The sequence below is a fragment of the Ruegeria meonggei genome, from assembly GCF_900172215.1.
GTDB lineage: Bacteria > Pseudomonadota > Alphaproteobacteria > Rhodobacterales > Rhodobacteraceae > Ruegeria > Ruegeria meonggei.
Window position 1 is genome coordinate 95,637 of the sequence record NZ_FWFP01000006.1, and the last position, 21,677, is coordinate 117,313.

A 21,677-nucleotide genomic window follows, 5' to 3' on the forward strand; every position below is an offset into this window, starting at 1 on the left:
CCAAAAAGGTCGTTCATGGTTGCTCGCGCTCATACTGTCGCTTTCCAAGGGGTAGAAGCTCGTCCGGTTGAGGTGCAATGCGCCGTCTCACCGGGCCTGCCTGCCTTTTCCATCGTTGGTCTGCCCGACAAAGCCGTGTCCGAGGCCCGCGATCGCATCCGCAGCGCCCTCAGTTCCATGGCCATCGCACTGCCCTCAAAGCGGATCACCATCAACCTGTCGCCTGCGGATCTGCCGAAAGAGGGCAGCCATTTCGACCTGCCCATCGCCGTCGCGCTGCTGTCCGCGTTGGAGATCATCCCAGCCGACGCTGCCGAAGGGGCGGTGTCACTGGGTGAGTTGTCACTGGATGGCTCTCTGGTGCCTGTGGTTGGCGCGCTGCCCGCCGCCATGACCGCCGCGACCGAGGATCGCGCGCTGCTCTGTCCCCGTGCTTCCAGCGCCGAGGCCGCCTGGGTCGATGCCACACAGGTGATCGGAGCGGGGTCACTGGGCGATGTGGTGCGCCATTTTTCGGGTCAGTCACCCTTGCCCGCGGCACTGCCGGGCGAGGTGAATCTGGCGCCCAGCGCCCGCGACCTGCGTGACGTGAAAGGGCAGGAACGGGCCAAACGCGCGCTGGAGATTGCCGCCGCAGGACGCCACCACCTGATCATGATCGGCACGCCGGGGTCGGGCAAATCCATGCTGGCCGCGCGCTTGCTGGGTATTTTGCCGCCACTGACGCCAACCGAGGCCTTGGAGACGTCGATGATCCAATCCCTGTGTGGATTGCTGGATGAAGGCGGCATCAGTCGCAGTCGTCCGTTTCGCGAACCGCATCACACGGCGTCAATGGCAGCGATTGTCGGCGGTGGCAAAGGCGCCAAGCCGGGCGAGATTTCACTGGCTCATAACGGGGTTTTGTTCATGGACGAATTTCCGGAATTCCCGCGCACCGTGCTTGAAACCTTGCGCCAGCCGGTTGAAAGCGGTGAGGTCATGGTAGCCCGCGCCAATGCCCATGTGAAATACCCCTGCCGTTTCATGCTGGTGGCTGCAGCCAACCCTTGTAAATGCGGATATCTGACGGATCCCGCCCGGGCCTGCTCGCGCGCGCCAGTATGCGGAGAGGACTATCTGGGCCGCATCTCTGGCCCGTTGATGGACCGATTCGATTTACGGATCGAGGTGCCCCCTGTTGGGTTCACCGACTTAGACCTGCCACCGTCCGGTGACAGCTCGGCCATGGTTGCCGACCGTGTAGAACAGGCCCGTGCCATTCAGGCCGCACGGTTTCGCGAAACGCCCGCTATTCGACAAAACGCGGATGTCGAAGGGTCAGTGCTAGAAGAAATTGCCGCGCCTGATCTCGAAGGCAAAGAGCTGTTGTTGAAAGCTGCTGAGAAATTTGGCCTGTCGGCACGTGCCTTTCACCGCATTTTACGGGTGGCACGCACTATTGCTGATCTGGAGGGGGCCCCGGATGTACGGCGGCCCCATATCGCCGAAGCGCTGAGCTTTCGCATCAGCGGCAGCGCGGCGTCTTAAATCTTGGCCTCAATCGCCTGCCAGATTTTCTCCGCAATGTTGACGCCATCAAACCGTTCCAGCTCTTGGATGCCGGTTGGCGAGGTGACGTTGATTTCGGTCAGGTAATCACCGATCACGTCAATTCCGACAAAAACCTGGCCTTTTTCTTTCAGCAAAGGCCCGATTGCGGCACATATCTCAAGGTCCCGATCTGACAGACCGATTTTTTCGGGCCGCCCGCCCACATGCATGTTCGACCGCGTCTCTCCTTTTGCAGGAACCCGGTTGATCGCGCCGACCGCCTCTCCGTCGACGAGAATCACGCGTTTGTCGCCGTTACTGACATCGGGCAGAAACTTCTGCACAATCAGCGGCTCTCGCGAAAACCCGACGAACAGCTCGTGTAGAGATGTCAGGTTGCGGTCATTGGCATCCAGCCGAAACACACCGGCACCACCATTGCCGTAAAGCGGCTTTAAAATGATATCGCCGTGCTTTTCCTTGAAAACTTTGATCGTCTGAAGATCGCGCGCAATTGTTGTCGGCGGGGTCAGGTCGGGGAAGTCCAGCACCAACAGTTTCTCGGGGTAATTTCGCACCCAGAACGGATCATTGACCACCAACACCTGCCCCTTGAGGCGGTCCAGCAAGTGCGTCGATGTGATGTAGTGCATGTCAAACGGCGGGTCCTGACGTAGCCAGACAACGTCAAAATCGGCCAGGTCCACTTCGCGCTCAGGGCCTAATTCCGCAGGGTTTCCAACCACCCGCTGGACCGTCATGTCGTGACCACGGGCTGTTATGCGCCCCTCCTGATAGGCCAGCTGGTCGGGGCTGTAGAAAAACAGAGTGTGCCCGCGCGCCTGCGCCTCTTCGGCCAGACGGAAAGAGCTGTCGGCATTGATATCCACGGCCCCGATCGGGTCCATCTGAAAGGCGATTTTCATGGCGTGTCCCTTAGCTTCACGCCAGATACATGGCCCAGCGAGGCCAAGGGTTCAATGGGGGTCAGACCTGATCAAAGGCGTTCTCGATGATTTGAACAGCGCAAGATGCGTCGACCAGGGCCGCGTCAAAGCGCACATTCGTCAGCTGACCATTTGGTTCATTTTCCAGAAACTGTCCCGCAGACGCACAAATTCGGTCCATCTGGCGGCGATTGATCCGGGCTGCAGCCTTCTCGAAACTTGTGCTTTTCTTGACCTCTATGAACACAAGCCCCTCATCGTTGCGAGCGATCAGATCAATTTCACCACCCACCCCGCGCCAACGGCGGTGCACAATAATATACCCGCGCCGTTCGTATTCTGAGGCCACTTGATGCTCCGCAGCCTGCCCGGCGTGGTAAGACACCGAACTGCGAACGGATCGTGGCGTCATGTCATCCCTTTCCCAGCTTCAGTGCCAGTTGGTAAATCGGGCGGCGCGGCAGCTTATACATCTGAGACACCAGATCAGCCGCATCCCGCACCGAATGAGTCTCCAGCGCGTGTTTCAACGCCTCTTCTATGTCAGATTCGTTAACGGTTTCCGAATGCCCCCGGTCCACCAGCAGAACAATTTCACCTTTAACCGTCTGCCCGCGGAGATCCGCGGCCAGATCTGCCAGTGTCCCGCGCCGAACCTCTTCGAACTTCTTGGTCAACTCACGGCACATCGCAGCCTGACGGTCATCGCCCAAAACCTGAGACAGGTCAAACAGGCAAGCCGCCACACGCTTGGGGGATTCGTAGAAAACCAGTGTACCGGGGACCTCACGCAACGCCTCGATCCGGGTTCGACGTGCGCCGGATGCGTTTGGCAGAAAGCCGGCAAAAAAGAAGGCATCTGTCGGCAACCCCGCCAACGTCAACGCCATCAGCGCTGCAGACGGGCCCGGCGCGCAGGTCACCATATGACCCTCTTCTGCTGCCTGCCGCCCCAGATCATAGCCCGGATCGGCAATCAGCGGCATTCCCGCCTCGGAGGCGTAGGCCACCGATTTGCCCTGTTGCAACGCGTCCAGTATTTTACCACGAGCACCAGCGCCGCTGTGGTCGTGATAGGCCTGAATGCGCCGCCCTTCCAAAGGGACACCGTGAATTTCCATCAACCGCCGCAGGCTGCGGGTGTCTTCGGCCGCAATCACATCGGCCGAGGCCAGCACGTCCAATGCCCTGAGCGTGATATCGCGCGCGGCCCCGATCGGAGTGGCAACAAAATACAGGCCGACGCCCAATCTGACTTTTTGGAAATTCAAAGCTGGACCCTCACAGCGTGACGTTTATTATCGCGGCGCAACGAATGGCAGCATCCCAAGCCGCCGGATCAGGGAGTTTTCATTTAGATGTTTACCGTTTGCAAGCCCGTTCGCAAGCTGGCGAAATCCGCCGCTGTCCTGGCCACCGCCGCATTTCTGGCCGCGTGTGACGCGGGCGGACTGGGCGGAGGCCCGTCGATCAACACCTCCGAACCTGTGCCTGTTGCTCTGCTGGTGCCCGCCGGGTCGGCGAATTCCGGCGATGCAGCCCTGGCGCGCAGCCTTGAGAATGCAGCCCGTCTGGCCATGGCCGACCTTCAGAATGTGAAGATTGACTTGCGTGTCTACGATACGCGGGGCAGCTCAAACACTGCGGCAAGTGTGGCGCAACAAGCGGTAGCGGACGGCGCAAAAATTATCATTGGCCCGGTATACGCACAGGCGGCAAACTCTGCCGGTCTTGCGGTATTGAACAACAACGTCAACGTTTTGTCCTTTTCAAACAACACCAGCATTGCGGGCGGCAACGTGTTCTTGCTGGGCCCCACTTTCAACAACACGGCCGGCCGGCTGGTCAGCTTTGCCGGGTCGCAAGGCAAGAACGGCATGGTAATCGTCCACAGCAACGATGCCGCCGGTCAACTGGGGCAATCCGCAATTGCAACTGCGCTGAGCAGCAGCCGGGTAAACAATGCCGGGACCGTCGGCTACGACCGATCGCAGCAAGGCGTCATCAACTCGGTCCCGACCATCAAGGCGACCGTGGATGCGGCAGGGGCGGATTCGCTGTTCCTGACAGCAACCACCGCCGGAGCGCTGCCGCTGTATTCTCAGCTGCTGCCCGAGGCGGGGGTTTCCCCCACAAACACGCAATACATTGGCCTGACACGATGGGATATCCCATCACAAACGCTGGAACTACCGGGCGTTCAGGGCGGCTGGTTCGCTTTGCCGGACCCTTCCAAGGCACAGGCCTATCGTCAACGATACAACAATACCTACGGCGAAGCCCCGCATCCGATCAGCGGACTGGCCTATGACGGTATCGCCGCCATCGCCGCGTTAGTGAGCCAGGGCAAGTCCAACGCGCTAACTGCGGCTGCCTTGACACAGAACGCCGGTTTCCAGGGTGTAGGCGGTATCTTCCGCCTGCGGTCGAACGGTACGAATGAACGCGGTCTGGCTGTCGCCACGATCCAGAATAAACAGGTAGTAGTGATTGACCCTGCCCCACAAAGCTTCTCTGGCGCTGGATTCTGATCAACCGGTACTGACGCTCACCCGCAAGGGTGAGCTGATCTGCCCGGCTGATGAAATCTTTGACGGCGGTGCCGTCATGGCGAAACTGTCAGAGGCCTTCGACACCACATCCGACAACGCCGCACGGCGTGGCGAAACCGTGCGCATTTTGCGGGATGCCCAAAAAGCCGGACGGCAAGCGATTGCTGCTGCTTTTGCCAACCGACCCTTCGACGCGCGGCCTTTGACGCATTCCTATACATATCTGACAGACGGGCTGGTCTGCACCGCAATGAAAGTCGCCAGCCAGGATCTGCACCCGTTGGCCACGCCAACACAGGGCGAAAAGATCGCGGTGCTGGCCGTGGGCGGCTATGGGCGCGGTGAAATGGCGCCTGCCTCGGATGTCGACCTGCTGTTTCTGACCCCCTACAAGATCACCGCCTGGGCCGAGAGTGTGATCGAATCTATGCTCTACATCCTGTGGGATTTGCGGCTGAAGGTGGGGCATTCATCGCGCACTATTAAAGATTGCCTGCGTCTAGGAGCCGAAGACTTCACCATCCGCACCGCCATGCTGGAACAGCGCTATCTGGCCGGTGATACTGACCTCGCGGCCGAATTGGACGCGCGCCTGAAGGCCGATCTGTTCAAGGGCAGCGAGCGCCAGTTCATCGAAGCCAAGCTTCAGGAACGCGACGAACGCCACCACAAGCAGGGTCAGCGTTACATGGTCGAGCCCAATGTCAAGGAAGGCAAAGGCGGGCTGCGCGACCTTCAATCGCTCTATTGGATCGCGAAATACATTTATGGCGTCCAGGACGTGGCCGAACTGGTGCCGCTGGGCCTGTTCACGCCCGAGGAATTCAGCACTTTTGTCGAGGCCGAGGATTTCCTCTGGGCTGTGCGATCACATCTGCATCTAGTAACCAACCGCGCCACCGAACAGCTGACCTTTGACATGCAGGTCGAGGTTGCGGCCCGCATGGGCTACGAAGACAGGGCGGGCCGTCGTGCCGTTGAAGTCTTTATGCAACGCTATTTCCGCGAAGCGACCCGCGTCGGGGAATTGACCCGCATTTTCCTGACCAAACTTGAGGCGTCTCATATGAAAGGCGCACCGTTGCTAGAGCGTATCTTTCGCCGCCGTCCACGGGTCAAAGCGGGTTACAAGGTCGTGCATGGCCGTCTGGATGTGGCCGATCCCGACACCTTCCTATCTGATAAGCTGAACCTGCTGCGTCTGTTCGAGGAAGGGCTGCGCACAGGCATGCTGATCCATCCGGACGCGATGCGTCTGGTCAGCGCCAACCTGACATTGATCGACGATGACATGCGCGAAAACAAAGAAGCACAGCGCATCTTCCTGGATCTGATGCTGAAACACGGCAACCCGGAACGCGCCCTGCGCCGGATGAACGAACTGGGTGTATTGTCAGCCTTCCTGCCCGAATTCGAACACATCGTCGCGATGATGCAGTTCAACATGTATCACAGCTATACAGTGGACGAGCACACCATCCAGTGTATCGTGAACCTGGCCCAGATTGAGCGCGGTGAGCTGGTTGAATCGCTGCCTTTGGCCTCGTCGATCCTGAAGGAAGGGGTCAACCGCAAGGTTCTGTATGTCGCGTTGTTGATCCATGACATCGCCAAGGGACGACCCGAGGACCACTCGATCCTGGGGGCGAAGATCGCCCGCAAGGTAGCGCCTAGACTGGGGTTGAACAAAGCGGATTCGGAAACAGTGGAATGGCTGGTGCGTTATCACCTGCTGATGTCGGATATGGCGCAAAAGCGCGATATCTCGGACCCACGCACGGTGCGGGACTTTGCCAAAGCGGTGAAAACGGTCAAACGACTGGACCTACTGACAGTGTTGACGGTCTGCGATATTCGCGGCGTGGGGCCAAACACGTGGAACAACTGGAAAGCCACCCTGCTGCGTGCCTTGCATGCGGAAACCAAGCGCGCCCTTGAAACCGGGATGGAGGACCTGAACCGGGCCAACCGCGGGGCAGGCGCCAAGAAAGCCCTGCGCACAGAGCTGGAGGGTTGGTCCAAGGCAGACCTCAAGACTGAAACTGGGCGGCATTACGACCCCTATTGGCAGGGCCTGAACCTGTCGACCCATGTTGAGTTTGCTGAGATGTTGCGGGAACTGGACTGCAGCGGCGATGCCGGAGCCATGGAAATCCGCCTGCACCCGGACGAAGATCGCGATGCGACCCGAGCCTGTTTCACAATGGCCGATCATCCCGGTATTTTTGCCCGCATCGCCGGCGCACTGGCGTTGGTTGGCGCCAACGTGGTCGATGCCCGCAGTTACACCACCAAGGACGGATACGTGACTGATGCGTTTTGGATTCAGGACGCCGACGGCCACCCGTTCGAGGCCAGCCGCCTGCCCCGTCTGACGCAAATGATCCACAAAACGCTAAAGGGTGAGGTCGTGGCACGCGACGCGTTGAAATCGCGTGACAAGATCAAGAAACGCGAACGGGCCTTTAACGTGCCGACCCATATCATCTTCGACAATGAAGGGTCCGAGATCTACACGATCATTGAGGTCGACACCCGCGACCGGCCCGGCCTGCTGTACGATCTGGCGCGTACTCTGGCCGCCGGAAATGTCTATGTCGCTAACGCGGTGATTGCCACCTATGGCGAACAAGTGGTCGATACGTTCTACGTCAAGGATATGTTCGGGCTGAAATACCACTCGGAAAGCAAGCAACGCGCGCTTGAGGCCAAGCTGCGCAAGGCCATTACTGAGGGCGCAGAGCGCGCGGAATCATGAAACAGATCCGGCTGTTCTCAGGCCTGTTCACGGTCGGCTTCTGGACCTTGGCCAGCCGTATCTTGGGCTTTTTGCGGGAAATCCTGCTGACCGCCTATATCGGACCGGGCCCGGTGATGGACGCTTTTGTCGCCGCCTTCCGCCTGCCCAACATGTTCCGCCGGTTCTTTGCCGAGGGCGCGTTTAATGCAGCCTTTGTACCAATGTTCTCGAAACGGCTGGAAGGTGAGGAAGACGCCGAAGGTTTTGCGCAAGATGCCTTTAACCTGCTGGCGGTAGCCGTTCTGGGGCTGGTCGGTCTGGCCATGGTGTTCATGCCCGCTTTGGTTTGGGCTACGGCCGAAGGGTTTTATGGTGACGAAAGGTTCGATCTGGCCGTCGATTACAGCTATGTGGTGTTTCCCTACATCCTGTTTATGTCGCTGGCGGCGCTTTTTTCCGGGGTGTTGAATGCAACGGGCCGGTTTGCAGCGGCTGCTGCCGCGCCGGTGCTTTTGAACATCTTCGCATGCACCGCCCTGATCGCAGGCGCGGTGTCAGGGGGTGAAGTGATCCGCTGGCTGATCACAGTCATCCCTTTGGCCGGTATTGCGCAGCTTGCATTGGTCTGGATCGCAACCGAACGTGCGGGTATTCGCATCCGGCCCGGCCTGCCCAAGCTGAACCCCGAGATGCGCCATATGGTGCGTATCGCCGTTCCCGCCGCACTGGCCATGGGGGTCACGCAGATCAACCTTGTGGTCGGTCAACTTGTTGCTTCGAAAACCGAAAAAGCCGTCAGCTGGCTGTTTGCAGCGGACCGTCTGTACCAACTGCCTTTGGGTGTCGTGGGCATCGCCGTCGGCATTGTCCTGCTGCCCGACCTGTCACGGCGACTGCGTGCCGGTGACAAAGACGGTGCGCGGAACGCCTTTTCCCGCGCCGGAGAGTTCACGCTTTTGCTGACCATCCCTTCTACGGTGGCCTTCGTGGTTCTACCGTTGCCCATGGTCTCGGTCCTGTTCGAGCGGGGACAGTTCAGCGCCGAAGACACGGCCGCCACCGCCATGGCTGTCGCGATTTATGGCGTCGGCCTGCCCGCTTTTATGTTGCAGAAACTGCTGCAACCGCTGTTCTTCGCGCGCGAGGATACAAGATCCCCGTTCCACTATGCTGTGGTTGGGATGATCATAAATGCCGGGCTGGCCTTTGGACTTTATCCGATTGTAGGTTGGATCGCGCCCGCCATCGCGGCCTCGGTCGCGGGATGGGCGATGGTTGGTCTGTTGATCCTCGGCGCGCGCCGCATAGGCGAAGAGGCCCGGTTCGACGACAGATTAAAACGCCGTGCGTGGCGCATCGTGGTGGCGTCACTGGGGATGGGCGTCGTCCTTTACGTCGCTATTCACCTGTTTGGCTGGGCATTCGAGCTGTCCGGGTGGCGGTACCTGGCGCTGATCATCCTGATCAAAGTTGCCGCTGCCACTTATTTCTTCCTAGGCCACCTTCTGGGTGCTTTTGAGCTGTCCGAATTCAAACGTGCCCTGCGCAGGTCGTGATCAATCGCGGCGAATGCGTCGAACAATGCGCGCCCAGCCACCTGGTGCCAGAAAGAATGACAACCCGAAGCCTGTAGCAAACCCGCCAAGATCAGCCACCCAGTCGGACGTGCCGCCAAACAGCAGGCCAAAGACCAGTTGAATCCCCATCAAAGCCGCAATCAGACCAAATGCGCGGGATTGGTTTTCACCGATCAATGACAGTTTACGCCATAGCAACCAGGTGAACGCGCCGATCAGGCCGTAGACGGGCGGGAACCCTCCAACCAGAGGATAATTCGGGTCCAGCAGCAGCGCATAAGCCAGCGCACCGCCTACGCCGGACAACACAAAGATCACCAGCATCTGCAAACCGCCAAAAACCTCGGCCACCATCTTGCCCATGGCCACCAGGAAAACGCAGACGAAGATGGCCTGCGTGAATGTGCCGGATACAAACGGGTAAGTTACAAAGCGAATGACATGTTCAAACGACCAGCGCCCGTTTTCGACCATCCAGTCGAAGATATCAGGCGAGAAGGAATAACTTTGCAACGCATCCAGTCGCCACCCCACCGCCGACGGCCCGCCAACCAGACCTCGGGCCCCCAATGTAAAAGCCAGCTCGATTCCCATTATGAACAGAACCAGCGCCACCACCACGGGCGGCAGAGGGTTCACGGCGGGTGTATAATGCTCACTGCTCATTGGGCGGGCCTTTCGCGGCTGTTGACGTCCCTTGACGCCATGGGTAATCGACGGAGGCTGATTTTTCCAGACGGGAGTTCCTTTCGATGACCGAAACCCAGTTTACGCCGCGCGTGTTTTCCGGTGCGCAGCCCTCGGGCAATTTGCACCTTGGCAACTATTTGGGTGCCTTGCGGAACTGGGTTCGGATGCAAGGGTCCGATTATCAGACGATCTATTGCATGGTCGATCTGCACGCGGTCACCGTTTGGCAGGATCCAAAAGAATTACGCCATGCCACGCGCGAGCTGTGTGCAGGGTACATCGCGTCTGGCCTGGACCCGGAAAAGTCGATCCTGTTCAACCAAAGCCAGGTGCCTGAACACGCGCAACTTGCGTGGATATTCAACTGCGTCGCCCGACTGGGCTGGATGCAGCGCATGACACAGTTCAAGGATAAGGCTGGCAAGAACGCGCAGAACGCCTCGCTGGGTCTGTTTGCCTACCCGGCGCTGATGGCCGCGGATATCCTCGTGTATCACGCGACACACGTCCCTGTGGGTGATGATCAAAAGCAACATCTGGAACTGACCCGTGATATCGCGACCAAGTTTAACCATGACTATTGCGTTGACTTCTTTCCGCTAACCGAACCGGTGATCGAAGGTGCGGCAACTCGGGTCATGAGCTTGCGGGATGGGTCAAAGAAAATGTCCAAGTCCGACCCATCGGACATGAGCCGCATTAACATGACCGATGATGCTGACACGATCGCCAAGAAAATCCGCAAGGCAAAGACCGACCCCGAGGCCTTGCCCTCGGAGATCGAAGGTCTTGAGGATCGTCCCGACGCGCGCAATCTGGTGAACATCTTTGCGGCGCTCAGCGATCAGACGGTGGAACAGGTTTTGGCCGATGTCGGCGGAAAACAGTTCGGTGAATTCAAACCGATGCTGGCAGAACTGGCGGTTTCAAAACTGTCGCCTATTTCGGCTGAAATGTCCCGCCTGATGGGCGAAGAGGCCGAGATTGACAGGATACTTGCCCGTGGTGCGGAAAGGGCGCGCGCGATTGCGGCCCCGATCCTGCAACAAACCTACGACATCGTGGGCATGGTCGGCGCAAAACTGGGCTGATTGCTCTGGACCTTGCCGCGACGCCTTCCTAGGTTTGCGCAAATGCTTGGGAGGGCGTCATGGCAGTCGGCAAAAACATCCGCACCTTTTTCGAAGGGCAGTGGCATAGCGGGGACGCCCCGATCATGCGGGCTGCCGATCATGGCGCATGGCTGGGTTCTTCGGTCTTTGACGGTGCGCGCTTTTTCGATGGCCTGGCACCGGACCTGGCAGCTCATTGCGCCCGCGTGAACAGATCGGCCCAGGCGCTGATGCTGACCCCAACCGTCACAACCGAGCAGATGGTCGAGATCATCCGCGAAGGGCTAGATTCCTACGACATTGGATCGGCCGTCTACATCCGGCCGATGTATTGGGGGATCGACGGCGACGCCACCGCCATCGTCCCACAGGAAAACAGCACAGGCTTTGCGATCTGCCTTGAGGAAATTCCGATGGCGCCCGAGACCGCCTCGGCCACGCTGGGCACCACGCGATTCCGTCGCCCAGTGCTGGAGTCCGCTGTTGTGAATGCCAAGGCAGGATGTCTTTACCCCAACAATGCGCGGATGTTGCAAGAGGTGCGCGCCAAGGGGTTCTCGAACGCGCTGGTGGCAGATGCGTTGGGGCATGTCGCTGAAACCGCAACCGCCAATATCTTTATGGTCCGCGATGGCGAGGTGTTCACACCCACGCCAAACGGCACCTTTCTGGCAGGTATCACCCGCGCCCGTCACATCCGGAACCTGCGTGCTGACGGCGTCACTGTACACGAAGCTATCCTCAGTTTCGAAGACTTCCACAAAGCGGATGAGGTCTTCATGACCGGCAACATGAGCAAGATCACCCCGATTACCGCGCTGGAAGACACGCGGTATCAGGTTGGCCCGGTCGCGCGCCGAGCGCGCGAGTTGTACTGGGACTGGGCTACCACCACGCGTTGATCACCCTCTTGTTGCAAGCACGCATTTGGTCGGGCATGATCGCCCGAAATGAATGAGGAACCCCATGCGCAAATTCCTGGTTGTTCTGGATGACAGTCGTGAGTGCCTGAACGCAATGCGCTTTGCCGCCATGCGCGCAGCCCATACCGGGGGCGGCGTGGCGATTCTGTCGGTTATCCCACCTGATGAGTTCAACCACTGGATCGGCGTGGCCGAAGTGATGCGGGAAGAAGCGCGCGAGCGTATCCACGCCCATTATGAGGTTTTCGCCAAATGGATGCGGGACAAACAGGGAGTCGACCCTGAACTCGCGATCCGCGAAGGAGAGCCGGTGGCGCAGATCATCGAACATGTTCAATCCGAGTCTGAGATAGGCGTGCTGGTTCTGGGTGCGGGCACCGACAAGAAAGGCCCCGGCCCTCTGGTCACGCAACTGACCAAGAACTCGGGCAGCCTGCCCATTCCGATCACCATCGTGCCCGGCGACCTGAGCAAGGAAAAACTGGAAGCGATCACCTGAGGCCCAACAATGCCGCGCATTCAATTCTGGTTCGAGTTTGCCTCGACCTACTCCTACCTGAGCGCGATGCGCATCGAAGAACTGGCAGTGCAGCACGGTGTTTCGGTGGACTGGCAGCCTTTCCTGCTGGGGCCGATTTTTGCGGCACAGGGCTGGGACAATTCGCCATTTAACCTGTACCCCGCCAAGGGCCGCTACATGTGGCGTGACATGGAACGTCTTTCCGCCCAGCGCGGCCTGCCCTTCAAACGGCCAGACCCGTTTCCCCAGAATGGCCTGAAGGCAGCCCGAATGGTTCTGGCGATCCAAGACCCGGTCCGAAAGGCTGCGTTTGTTCGCGCCGTGTATTCTGCTGAATTCGGTAATGGCCTGAATATCTCGGATGATGCGGTGCTGGGTGATTGCCTGTCCTCGGTGGGACTGCCCGTCGAAGCGCTAGCCCGTACTCAGGATCCCGCGATTAAGGCAGCACTGATTGAGCAGACGAGTACCGCCCAAAGCAAAGACCTGTTCGGCGCGCCCAGCTTTGTGGTCGGGGATGCGCTTTATTGGGGCGATGACCGGTTGGATGACGCAATAATGATGGCTTCCACTATTTAGAATGATTCCAAATCTTGACTTCCCCGGCGCGGACCCGCATATCAGATGCAACTGAAACGGAGCTGCGCCATGTTCATCCAGACCGAATCCACGCCGAACCCGGCAACGTTGAAATTCCTGCCCGGCCAGACCGTGCTGGAAGCGGGCACGGCGGATTTCCCAACACCGGACGCCGGAGAGAAATCACCTCTGGCCAAGCGTATCTTTGCGGTCAGCGGCGTCACGGGCGTATTCTTTGGCAACGACTTCGTGACCGTGACCAAATCGGACGACGTGCAGTGGGACCACATCAAGCCCGCCATTCTGGGCGCAGTGATGGAGCATTACCAATCCGGTCAGCCAGTGATGGGTGCGGGTGTGGAAACCGCCTCGGGTCATGCCGAACATACGGGCGAGGATTCTGAAATTGTCAACCAGATCAAAGACCTGCTGGACAGCCGCGTGCGTCCAGCAGTGGCCCAGGACGGCGGTGACATCACATTCCATGGCTTTGACCGAGGTGTTGTTTACCTGCACATGCAGGGTGCCTGCGCGGGCTGCCCGTCCTCGACCCTGACGCTGAAGATGGGGATCGAGAACCTGCTGCGCCACTACATCCCCGAAGTGACAGAGGTTCGCCCTGTTGCCGTCTGACCCGATCATTCTGGCGTTTGATACATCGGCCGCGCATTGCGCGGCCGCTTTGTTGCGGGGTGACACCATCGCCGCATCTCGGGTCGAACCCATGTCGCGCGGACAAGCCGAGCGGCTGATGCCCCTGATCCAGGACCTGTTAACCGATACCGGGTGCACCTGGGACGACCTTACCGCCATCGGTGTCGGCATCGGACCGGGCAATTTCACCGGCATCCGTATTTCGGTTTCTGCGGCGCGAGGTCTGGCCCTGGGGCTTGGAATTCCCGCCGTGGGTGTTTCCGGATTTGACGCGTTGTCCAATATGGCCAAGGACGGCCTGCCTGCGATCCGCGCACCCCGCGAACACGTCTATGTCGCGCTGCCAGCTCAGGAACCGGTGTTGATGGCGCAGGCAGACGCAGAATCACTCGGGCCCTTGATTCTGAACGATGACCCAGATGCGCAGGTTCGGGCTATCGCCCGGGTCGCTGCGCTCGGCTGGCAGACAGTGTCCGAACCTCCGGCCCCGCTTTATGTCCAGCCTGCAGATGCCGCCCCATCCAAGGATTCACCTCCGGTATTGCTGGACGAATGACACCGCAGGATCTTGCACATATCCATACGGCGGCCTTTACCCAGTCGCGCCCTTGGACCGCAGATGAATTCGCAAGCCTGTTGTCCAATCGTTTTTCTCATCTTGTTGAAAAAGAGCAGTCTTTCGCACTGTTTCAGGTCATCGCGGACGAGGCTGAATTGCTGACAATCGCAACCCACCCCGGCGTTCAGCGTCAGGGTTTGGCGTCGCTACTTATGCAGGACTGGCATGAAAAAGCCCAGGAATTGGGCGCCACCCGCGCCTTCCTAGACGTTGCCGCCAACAATCACCCGGCAATCGCGCTGTACGAACGTTTTGGGTACGCGCCATGCGGGCGGCGCAAGGCATATTATCTAATTGAAAACGATCGCAAAATCGATGCTATTTTAATGGAGCGCAGTCTGCGCTGAATCTTTTGGCCGAAATTTTTCGACCATATGGTCAAAAATCAGTTGACCACGGCTGTTGCAAACGTCCTTAATTCCCGCCATCACAACAGTTATGCTCGCTCACAGTGGGTAAACGGGGCTATCTTGGCCCCGACCAATAATAACAAACGGGAGTATCAAATGACCCTGATGAAATCCTTGATGGGTGCTGCCGCCACCGTCGCGCTGACTGCTGGCGCTGCTTTGGCTGATCCAGCACTGATCTTTGACCTGGGTGGCAAGTTCGACAAATCGTTCAACGAAGCGGCCCATAACGGCGCGTCGCGTTGGGCCGAGGAAACCGGTGGCACCTATCGCGAGATTGAAATGCAATCCGAAGCGCAGCGCGAACAGGCCCTGCGTCGGTTTGCCGAGGCAGGTTCAAACCCGATCATCACCATGGGCTTCGGTATGGCCGACCCGCTGAGCGCCGTTGCCTCTGATTACCCGGACACAACCTTTGTTGTGATCGACGTGACATGGCTGGACGCACCGAATGTGCGTCAGGTTGGCTTTGCCGAACATGAAGGGTCGTATCTGGTTGGTATGATGGCCGCTATGGCCTCAGAGTCAGGCACTGTCGGCTTTATTGGTGGGATGGATGTTCCGCTGATCCGTCACTTTGGCTGTGGCTATGCGCAAGGCGCCAAGGCCGTGAACCCGGACATCAACGTCGTTGCCAACATGACCGGCACGACACCTGCAGCGTGGAACGACCCGGTTAAGGGTTCTGAACTGACCAAGGCGCAGATCAGCCAGGGCGCTGACGTTGTCTATGCCGCAGCTGGCGGTACCGGCGTTGGCGTTCTGCAGACTGCGGCTGACGAAGGCATCCTGTCGATCGGCGTGGACAGCAACCAGAACCACCTGCACCCCGGCAAGGTTCTGACCTCGATGCTGAAACGTGTGGATGTTGCCGTGTTTGAAGCAATGAGCGCAGGTGACAACGTCGAAACCGGTGTGTTCACCATGGGTCTGGCCCAGGATGGCGTTGGCGTTGCGATGGACGACAACAACGCAGCCCTCGTGTCCGATGACATGAAAGCAGCGGTCGACAAGGCCCGTCAGGACATCATCGACGGTAACGTCTCTGTTGTCAGCTATTACGAGAACGACAGCTGCCCGGCACTGCAGTTCTGATATCACGCGGGGCGGGGGTATCCCCGCCTCGTTTCCACTTTGCCGCGTTTCCAACTGCGGCCCTTTCGGCAATTGAGGACAAGACATGACCGTCCCCGCCATTGAGCTCAAAGGGATTTCCAAAGCCTTTGGGCCGGTTCAGGCCAACAAAGACATTTCCATCAGCGTCGCCCCCGGCACGATCCACGGGATCATCGGTGAAAACGGTGCGGGCAAATCCACGTTGATGAGCATTCTCTACGGGTTTTACAAAGCCAACAAAGGCGAAATCTGGATCAAGGGAACCAAGACCGATATCCCTGACAGCCAAGCCGCGATTGCGTCGGGCATCGGTATGGTGTTCCAGCATTTCAAGCTGGTTGAAAACTTCACCGTTTTGGAAAACATCGTTCTGGGGGCCGAAGATGGCGGCTTGCTGGCCCCGTCGCTGTCCAAGGCCCGCAAAGAGTTGAAGGACCTTGAGGAAGAATACGAGCTGTTCGTCGACCCCGACAAACGCATCGACGAGATCGGCGTTGGGATGCAGCAGCGGGTCGAAATCCTGAAGGCGCTGTATCGCAAGGCCGAGATTCTGATTCTGGACGAGCCCACTGGTGTGCTGACCCCGGCTGAGGCCGATCAGCTGTTCCGCATCCTCGACCGTCTGCGGGCCGAGGGCAAAACAATCATCGTCATCACCCACAAGCTGCGTGAGATCATGGAGAACACCGATACTGTCTCGGTCATGCGGCGCGGTCAGATGACGGCAACGGTCAAAACCAATGAAACCAGCCCCGAGGAATTGGCCGAGCTGATGGTGGGTCGCAAGGTTCTGCTGCAGGTCGACAAGGTGCCCGCACAGCCTGGTAAACCGATTCTCGAGGTCGAAAACCTGCGGGTATTCGATTCGGCGGGTGTTGAACGCGTCAAAGGCATCGACCTGAACGTCCGCGCTGGCGAGATCCTTGGCATCGCGGGCGTTGCTGGCAACGGCCAGTCGGAGTTGCTGGAAGTTCTGGGCGGGATGCGTCCGGGTCAGGGCACCATCCGGCTGAACGGCGCGCCATTGGCGCTCAGCGGTGCAGGCTCGGACGGTCAGGCGCGGCGCGCGCAGCACATTGCCCACGTACCCGAGGACCGGCAGCGCGAAGGTCTGATCATGGATTTCCATGCCTGGGAAAACGTGGCCTTCGGCTATCATCGCGACCCGGCCTATCAACGCGGCATCTTTATGGACAACGCCGCCCTGCGCGCCGACACCGAGGCCAAGATCGAAAAATTCGACGTGCGCCCCCCCGATGCCTGGCTGGCAGCCAAGAGCTTCTCGGGTGGTAACCAGCAAAAGATCGTCGTCGCCCGCGAGATTGAGCGGAACCCCGATCTGTTGCTGGTTGGTCAACCAACCCGCGGGGTCGATATCGGCGCCATCGAATTCATTCACAAACAGATCGTCGCGCTGCGCGATCAGGGTAAGGCGATCCTGCTGGTTTCGGTCGAGCTGGAAGAGATCTTCTCACTTTCAGATCGGATCGCGGTGATGTTTGACGGACATGTCATGGGCGAACGCCTGCCCCATGAAACAGACGAAAAAGAACTGGGCCTGCTGATGGCCGGTGTTGCGGGAGAGGCCGCGTAACATGGAAAAAATGCCCAAATGGGCCGATGTCGTTCTGATCCCGCTGATCAGCCTTCTGTTGGCCACTATCCTGTCCGCTCTGGTGATCCTCGCCATTGGGGAAAACCCGATTGAGGCGGTGAACCTGATGGTTACCGGCGCGTTGGGATCGACCTATGGCTGGGGCTATACCCTCTATTACGCGACCAATTTCATGTTCACCGGGTTGGCCGTCGCGGTGGCATTCCACGCCCGCATGTTCAATATCGGGGGCGAGGGTCAGGCGATGCTGGGCGGGCTCGGCGTTGCCATCGTTTGCCTGTATGTGCCTTGGCCCCATTGGAGCATCGCCTTGCTGGCCGCCTGCGCCGCGTCGATGATCTTTGGGGCGGCCTGGGCTGCAATCCCGGCCTATCTGCAGGCCAAGCGCGGCAGTCATATCGTGATTACGACAATCATGTTCAACTTCATCGCCGCCGCCCTTCTGAATTACATGCTGGTCAATGTGATGCGGCCTCAGGGCTCGCAAGACCCGGCGACGGCACGTTTCCCCGAGGCGGTGCATCTGCCGACCTTCCAGTCCATGTTCTCGACTGCTGAGAACATCGTCTTTCGGGGGGCGCCTGCGAATATTTCGTTCTTTGTGGCCATTCTGGCCTGCTTTGTCGTCTGGGCTCTGATCTGGCGGACCCGGCTGGGATATGAGCTGCGCGCCTACGGTCATTCCGAAACCGGTGCGGTCTATGCAGGGATTTCGCCGGTGCGTATCACCATCATCGCCATGTTGATCTCAGGCGCGCTGGCGGGGTTGATGGCCACCAACAACGTGATGGGTGAAGCCGAACGGCTGGTTCTGAATTCGACCGAAGGGGCCGGGTTCATCGGGATTGCTGTTGCGCTGATGGGCCGGTCACATCCCTTCGGAGTGTTCCTGGCGGCGATCCTGTTCGGATTCCTTTATCAGGGCGGTGCCGAACTGGCGCTATGGACGTCGATCCCGCGCGAATTGATCGTTGTTATTCAGGCGCTGGTGATCCTGTTCACCGGGGCGTTGGACAACATGGTTCGGATGCCGCTTGAAAAGCTGTTTCTCAGCTTGCGGAAGGAGGCCGAGTGATGGAGTTTTTCATAACACTCATCCAGGTTCTCGACTCGACTGTTCGTCTGGCCACCCCGTTGCTGCTGGCGTGTCTGGCTGGGCTCTATTCGGAACGCGCGGGTATTTTCGACATCGGGCTGGAAGGCAAGATGCTGATGGCGGCCTTCTTTTCGGCAGCTGTTGCGGCGGTGACGGGCTCGGTCTGGCTGGGGCTGTTGGCTGGCATCGCCTCTTCGCTGGTTCTGTCCGGTTTGCACGGGCTGGCCTCGATCACCTTCAGGGGAAATCAGCTGATTTCAGGGGTTGCGATCAACTTCCTTGCGTCGGGCCTGACCGTACTGATCGCGCAAAGCTGGTTCAAACAAGGAGGTCGCACGCCCTCTTTGTTTGGTGGGGGGCGATTCGAGCCGATCACCTTTCCCTTTGCCGACTCACTGAGCAACGTGCCGATCATCGGGCCAATCTATGCCGAACTGTTGTCCGGTCACTCGATCCTGGTCTATGTCGCATTCCTGATGGTGCCGCTGACCTGGTGGGTTCTGTATCGGACCCGGTTTGGCCTGCGCCTGCGCGCTGTGGGTGAAAATCCGGCGGCTGTGGATACGGCTGGTGTGTCCGTAGTTGGCTTGCGATTCGCTGCTGTTGCCATCTGCGGCGTTCTCTGCGGTATTGCCGGGGCCTATCTGGCCACCGCATTGCAGGCCGGGTTCGTTAAGGAAATGACGGCCGGACGTGGGTTCATCGCGCTGGCCGCGCTGATCTTTGCGAAATGGCGACCGTGGCATGCTATGGGCGCCTGCTTGCTGTTTGGTTTGCTTCAAGCTGTGGCGCTTCGGTTCCAGAACATCGATCTGGGCGGCGTGGTCATTCCGGTGCAGGTCATGGACGCCCTGCCCTATATCCTGACAGTTGTCATTCTGGCCGGATTCGTGGGCAAAGCCATCCCGCCACGGGCGGGGGGCGAGCCTTATGTGAAAGAACGCTGATAGGTCCAGTTTCGAACTCCTTTCAGTCCTGTTCGCTGCGCCGCCGCATGCAGAGTTGATTTTGCATGCGGCAACCGCTCTAAAGGGGTATGCGTATGTTTCCTGCAATAGCCCGCCTCGGAACACAGCTTGCCGGGGTGCCGGAGCCGCAGTGTTGCCTTGCAATTCAGTCAAAACAACGCATTCGACCGTACCAACTGATCAAGGGTCAGCGGTTTAAATCGCACGATCGACAGTCCTTCACCGTGTGGCACAGCGGGTTCACCGCTGTTCGCCGCGCTCAAGCCAAACCATATCTTTCTGAGGCAAGCCGTATTGCAGGGCGCAATGCATCTGGCCTCAATACATAGTCCATCATGCAAATTTACCTTCCCATCGCCGAAGTTTCCGTAAACGCCTTTTTGCTGTTGGGGCTGGGGGGCATGGTTGGCATCCTGTCGGGCATGTTCGGCGTCGGGGGCGGATTTCTGATGACGCCGCTGTTGTTCTTCATTGGCATCCCACCAGCCGTCGCCGTTGCAACCGAGGCCAATCAGATCGTTGCCTCATCCTTTTCCGGCGTGCTGGCGCATTTCCGACGAAAGACGGTGGATCTGAGGATGGGGACGGTCCTGTTGACCGGAGGGTTGATAGGTGCTGCCCTCGGGGTGGTTGTGTTCAATTATCTTAAAAGCCTGGGCCAGGTCGATCTGCTGGTGACGCTTTGCTATGTGGTCTTTCTGGGTGTCGTCGGCGGCCTGATGTTCATCGAAAGCGTGAACGCCCTGCGCAAGTCCCGCAAAGGCACGGCGGGGCCAGCAAAACGGCGCCAGCGCGGCTGGGTTCATTCGATGCCTTTCAAGATGCGCTTTCGCACCTCAGGCCTTTATATCTCGGTCATCCCACCGATGTTGGTGGGGCTGTGTGTCGGGGTTCTGTCCGCGATCATGGGTGTCGGCGGAGGGTTCATAATGGTGCCGGCGATGATCTACCTGTTGGGTATGCCCACCAAGGTTGTTGTCGGGACCTCGCTGTTTCAGATCATCTTCGTCACCGCCTTCACCACGATGCTGCACGCTACCACGAACTATACGGTCGACATCGTTCTGGCCGTTCTGCTGCTGGTGGGCGGCGTCATTGGCGCACAGATCGGCACGGTGATCGGAGCAAGGATGCCAGCAGAACAGCTCCGGGTGCTTCTGGCGGCCTTGGTTCTTGTGGTCTGCGGCAAGCTGGCGTTGGATTTGCTGCTTGAACCGTCCGAGCTCTACTCGCTTGGCAGAGACGGGGGGCACTGATCATGCTGAAACGCCTGATTGCCCTGCTGGCACTGTGCTGCACTCCCGCGCTGGCGGTTGAGGAACAGGTCGTGCTGGGGCTCAGCCAGGACCGGGTTGCTATAACGGCCAATTTCGACGGCTCGGAAATTCTGATTTTTGGCGCCATCAAGCGTGAAGCCCCTATCCCACCGGGTCCCCCACTTGAGGTCATTGTAGCTGTAGCCGGACCTTCGAGCCCTGTAACCGTACGCCGCAAAGAGCGGAAACTGGGCATCTGGGTCAACACCGACAGCGTGCTTGTCGACCTTGCCCCCAGTTTTTACGCTGTCGCGACCAGCGCGCCCCTTGAGGCAATCCTGTCGGGCACCGAGGACCTGCGCTATCGGATATCCATCGAGCGTGCCATCCGCTCGGTCGGGGCAGCGATGCATATCCGGGGCGCGCAGAACTTTGCAGACGCTGTAGTGCGTATCCGCGAGGATGAAGGTCTTTATTCGATCCGCGAAAACACCGTTGCTGTAGACGAGCAGACCCTGTTCCGGACCTCGATTGCGATGCCCGCTGACCTAACCGAAGGGGATTACGTCGCGCGCATCTACCTGACGCGCGGCAAGATGGTTGTTTCGCAGTTCGAAACTACCATCGACGTCCGCAAGGTTGGATTGGAAAGGTTTCTGTACAACATGTCCCGCCAGCAACCCGTCTGGTACGGCCTGATGTCGCTGGTTATTGCAATTGCGGCAGGTTGGAGTGCATCCACGGCCTTCAGGCTGCTGCGTGAGAAGTAA

21 protein-coding genes are annotated in these 21,677 nt (G+C 59.0%); 17 read left to right on the forward strand and 4 right to left on the reverse strand.

Annotation, left to right across the window (positions count from 1 at the left end):
* The first annotated feature begins 15 nt into the window (after positions 1–15).
* Positions 16–1,530 carry a YifB family Mg chelatase-like AAA ATPase gene (locus RUM8411_RS11580; protein ID WP_085822872.1) on the forward strand — a complete coding sequence of 505 codons (1,515 nt, stop codon included), beginning with the start codon at positions 16–18 and terminating at the stop codon, positions 1,528–1,530.
* On the opposite strand, the gene gshB is transcribed toward RUM8411_RS11580, so the two are convergent.
* From gshB to rsmI, 3 genes are all read right to left on the reverse strand, one after another.
* A complete protein-coding gene (gene gshB, locus RUM8411_RS11585; RefSeq protein WP_085822873.1) occupies positions 1,527–2,459 on the reverse strand; it encodes a glutathione synthase in 933 nt (310 codons plus the stop codon). The genes RUM8411_RS11580 and gshB overlap by 4 nt on opposite strands.
* A 61-nt stretch (positions 2,460–2,520) precedes the next feature.
* The gene (locus RUM8411_RS11590) at positions 2,521–2,892 is read right to left on the reverse strand and encodes a YraN family protein (protein ID WP_085822874.1); all 372 of its coding nucleotides are present in this window, start codon (positions 2,890–2,892) and stop codon (positions 2,521–2,523) included.
* Position 2,893: 1 nt separating this feature from the next.
* Positions 2,894–3,751: a 16S rRNA (cytidine(1402)-2'-O)-methyltransferase gene (gene rsmI / locus RUM8411_RS11595; protein WP_085822875.1), complete on the reverse strand. Its 858-nt coding sequence runs from the start codon at positions 3,749–3,751 to the stop codon at positions 2,894–2,896.
* Between the two features lie 87 nt (positions 3,752–3,838).
* On the opposite strand from rsmI, the gene RUM8411_RS11600 reads away from it, so the two are divergent.
* The 3 genes from RUM8411_RS11600 to murJ are packed head-to-tail and all read left to right on the forward strand — an operon-like array spanning position 3,839 to position 9,328.
* Positions 3,839–5,011 carry a penicillin-binding protein activator gene (locus RUM8411_RS11600; protein ID WP_085822876.1) on the forward strand — a complete coding sequence of 391 codons (1,173 nt, stop codon included), beginning with the start codon at positions 3,839–3,841 and terminating at the stop codon, positions 5,009–5,011.
* Positions 4,971–7,790, forward strand: coding sequence for a [protein-PII] uridylyltransferase (locus tag RUM8411_RS11605; RefSeq protein ID WP_085822877.1), 2,820 nt, complete (start codon positions 4,971–4,973; stop codon positions 7,788–7,790). The genes RUM8411_RS11600 and RUM8411_RS11605 overlap by 41 nt, the downstream gene beginning before the upstream one ends.
* Entirely contained in the window at positions 7,787–9,328 is a 1,542-nt protein-coding gene (murJ, locus tag RUM8411_RS11610; protein ID WP_085822878.1) for a murein biosynthesis integral membrane protein MurJ, read from the forward strand. The genes RUM8411_RS11605 and murJ overlap by 4 nt, the downstream gene beginning before the upstream one ends.
* Here the strand turns inward: murJ and RUM8411_RS11615 are convergent, their stop codons facing one another.
* A complete protein-coding gene (locus tag RUM8411_RS11615; RefSeq protein WP_085822879.1) occupies positions 9,329–10,015 on the reverse strand; it encodes a rhomboid family intramembrane serine protease in 687 nt (228 codons plus the stop codon). It abuts the gene before it with no gap.
* A gap of 86 nt (positions 10,016–10,101) precedes the next feature.
* On the opposite strand from RUM8411_RS11615, the gene trpS reads away from it, so the two are divergent.
* The 13 genes from trpS (at position 10,102) to RUM8411_RS11680 (ending at position 21,677) form a co-directional block, all read left to right on the forward strand.
* Entirely contained in the window at positions 10,102–11,130 is a 1,029-nt protein-coding gene (gene trpS / locus RUM8411_RS11620; RefSeq protein ID WP_085822880.1) for a tryptophan--tRNA ligase, read from the forward strand.
* Positions 11,131–11,189: 59 nt separating this feature from the next.
* On the forward strand, positions 11,190–12,053 hold the full coding sequence (locus RUM8411_RS11625) for a branched-chain amino acid aminotransferase (RefSeq protein WP_085822881.1): 864 nt from the start codon (positions 11,190–11,192) through the stop codon (positions 12,051–12,053).
* 64 nt (positions 12,054–12,117) lie between these two features.
* A complete protein-coding gene (locus tag RUM8411_RS11630) occupies positions 12,118–12,573 on the forward strand; it encodes a universal stress protein (RefSeq protein ID WP_085822882.1) in 456 nt (151 codons plus the stop codon).
* 9 nt (positions 12,574–12,582) lie between these two features.
* On the forward strand, positions 12,583–13,173 hold the full coding sequence (locus RUM8411_RS11635; RefSeq protein WP_085822883.1) for a 2-hydroxychromene-2-carboxylate isomerase: 591 nt from the start codon (positions 12,583–12,585) through the stop codon (positions 13,171–13,173).
* 69 nt (positions 13,174–13,242) lie between these two features.
* On the forward strand, positions 13,243–13,806 hold the full coding sequence (locus RUM8411_RS11640) for a NifU family protein (protein ID WP_085822884.1): 564 nt from the start codon (positions 13,243–13,245) through the stop codon (positions 13,804–13,806).
* Positions 13,796–14,383, forward strand: coding sequence for a tRNA (adenosine(37)-N6)-threonylcarbamoyltransferase complex dimerization subunit type 1 TsaB (gene tsaB, locus RUM8411_RS11645; RefSeq protein ID WP_085822885.1), 588 nt, complete (start codon positions 13,796–13,798; stop codon positions 14,381–14,383). The genes RUM8411_RS11640 and tsaB overlap by 11 nt, the downstream gene beginning before the upstream one ends.
* On the forward strand, positions 14,380–14,793 hold the full coding sequence (locus RUM8411_RS11650) for a GNAT family N-acetyltransferase (RefSeq protein WP_085822886.1): 414 nt from the start codon (positions 14,380–14,382) through the stop codon (positions 14,791–14,793). Before tsaB ends, RUM8411_RS11650 begins: the two co-directional genes overlap by 4 nt.
* A 159-nt stretch (positions 14,794–14,952) precedes the next feature.
* Positions 14,953–15,951 (forward strand): BMP family lipoprotein, encoded by a 999-nt coding sequence (locus RUM8411_RS11655; RefSeq protein WP_085823037.1) that lies wholly within the window; start codon positions 14,953–14,955, stop codon positions 15,949–15,951.
* Positions 15,952–16,036: 85 nt separating this feature from the next.
* Positions 16,037–17,566, forward strand: coding sequence for an ABC transporter ATP-binding protein (locus RUM8411_RS11660; protein WP_085822887.1), 1,530 nt, complete (start codon positions 16,037–16,039; stop codon positions 17,564–17,566).
* 1 nt (position 17,567) lies between these two features.
* Positions 17,568–18,662, forward strand: a complete 1,095-nt coding sequence (locus RUM8411_RS11665) for an ABC transporter permease (protein WP_085822888.1) — start codon at positions 17,568–17,570, stop codon at positions 18,660–18,662.
* On the forward strand, positions 18,662–19,630 hold the full coding sequence (locus tag RUM8411_RS11670; protein ID WP_085822889.1) for an ABC transporter permease: 969 nt from the start codon (positions 18,662–18,664) through the stop codon (positions 19,628–19,630). The genes RUM8411_RS11665 and RUM8411_RS11670 overlap by 1 nt, the downstream gene beginning before the upstream one ends.
* 356 nt (positions 19,631–19,986) lie before the next feature.
* Complete coding sequence (locus RUM8411_RS11675) at positions 19,987–20,907, forward strand: sulfite exporter TauE/SafE family protein (RefSeq protein WP_085822890.1); 921 nt, start codon at positions 19,987–19,989, stop codon at positions 20,905–20,907.
* A 2-nt stretch (positions 20,908–20,909) separates the two neighbouring features.
* Positions 20,910–21,677, forward strand: coding sequence for a TIGR02186 family protein (locus tag RUM8411_RS11680; protein WP_085822891.1), 768 nt, complete (start codon positions 20,910–20,912; stop codon positions 21,675–21,677).